We start from the raw sequence: 1,571 nt of genomic DNA, 5'->3' as shown, positions 1-1,571 counted from the left end.
GAGGCTGGGATGTTTTCGCCCCCGGGTCGTGCATAATATCCACATGAGCACTTCACCGCTATTTCCCGACCTGGAGGGCGACGACGGGCCGATGCAGCGGCCTCCGGTCGACCTTGGACCAGCTCCGCCACCGCGACTGCGGCGGCCCGACCGCGAGCAGATGCTCATGCGGCCCTGCTCGCTCGACGAATTGATCGGCGACGATCACGATGCACGACTCGTCTGGCAACTGGTCGAGACCTGGGACCTCTCGCGGTTCCTTGACACGATCCGGGCTCGGGGCGAGACGCCGGGACGCTCGGCCACCGATCCGAAGCTGCTCGTGGCGCTGTGGCTCTACGCCGCCACCCAGGGAGTTGCCGGCGGCCGGGAACTGGCACGCCTCTGCGAGTCGAGCGACCCGTACCGCTGGCTCTGCGGCATGGTGCCCGTCAACTATCACATGCTCAATGACTTTCGGGTGGCCCACGGGCAGGCGCTTCAGGACCTGCTGACTCAGATGCTCGCGGTGCTGATCCGCGGCGGGCTCGTGACGGTCAGTCGGATCGCCCAGGACGGCACCCGGGTCCGGGCCGGCGCCGGGGCCAACAGCTTCAAGCGGCGTGAGACGATCGAGCGGGCCTTGCAGCAGGCGCAGGCCCATCTGGAGATCATCCAGCGTCAGGCGGACCGGGCCGAGGACGCGACCGAGCGACGCCGGGCCGCCGAGACGCGGGCGGCGCAGCGGAAGGTCGACCGCATGAGGCAGGCCCTCGACGAGTTGGCGAAGGTCGAGCAGGCCAAGGCGCAGCAGAAGGCCAAGCCCAGCCGGTCGAACCCGGCGCGGGCGAGCACGACCGACCCCGAGTCGCGGTACATGCGGATGCCCGACGGGGGCAGTCGCCCGGCGTACAACGTGCAACTGGCCGTGGACACCGAGAGCCGCGCCATCGTCGGGGTCGACGTGACCAACGCAGGCAGCGACGCCGGGCTGGCCGAGCCGATGCGTGGGCAGATCGCCGAGCGGACCGGCGGCGTGGTCCAGGAGCACCTGGTCGACGGCGGTTACGTGAAGCTCGAGGACCTGGACCGGGCCGCCGCGTCCGAGCCCCCGGTGACGATGACCATGCCGGTGCCCCGGCCCCGGAAGAAGGACGCCGACCCGCACCGACCGAAGGCGACCGACAGCGAGGCGGTCGCGCAGTGGCGTCGGCGGATGGGGACGTCGGAAGCCAAGTCGGGCTACAAGGACCGAGCCGCGACGGTCGAGACGGTCAACGGGGAGTTGAAGTCCGAGCGCGGCCTGACGCCGTTCCGGGTCCGAGGGCTGCCCAAGGTGCGATGCGTGGCGTTGTGGTGCGCGCTGGCCTACAACGTCATGCATTTCGGGTGGCAGATGATCGGCCTGGCGGCGTAAGCGGAGGCGATCGCGGTCCACCCGGGCCGGAAAGGGAGCCTCTCTGACCACACGAGGGACTCGCAAGCCCGATTCCCGGGAGGAAGAAGCTCGACGCGAGAAAACCATCGCCTCAGCCGGACCGCCACTCACAAGTGCCACCGATGACGAAGAAAATCAAAAGGATCCCAGCCTC

At 69.3% G+C, this 1,571-nt stretch carries 1 protein-coding gene; it reads left to right on the top strand.

Features of this window, described 5'->3' with window-relative positions; translation table 11 throughout:
- Positions 1 to 70 precede the first annotated feature (70 nt).
- The gene (locus GA615_RS27195; RefSeq protein WP_390622261.1) at positions 71 to 1,396 is read left to right on the top strand and encodes an IS1182 family transposase; all 1,326 of its coding nucleotides are present in this window, start codon (positions 71 to 73) and stop codon (positions 1,394 to 1,396) included.
- Positions 1,397 to 1,571 lie beyond the last annotated feature (175 nt).

The organism is Tautonia marina (genome assembly GCF_009177065.1).
Lineage (GTDB): Bacteria > Planctomycetota > Planctomycetia > Isosphaerales > Isosphaeraceae > Tautonia > Tautonia marina.
This window is presented reverse-complemented; position numbering and strand designations above follow the sequence as displayed.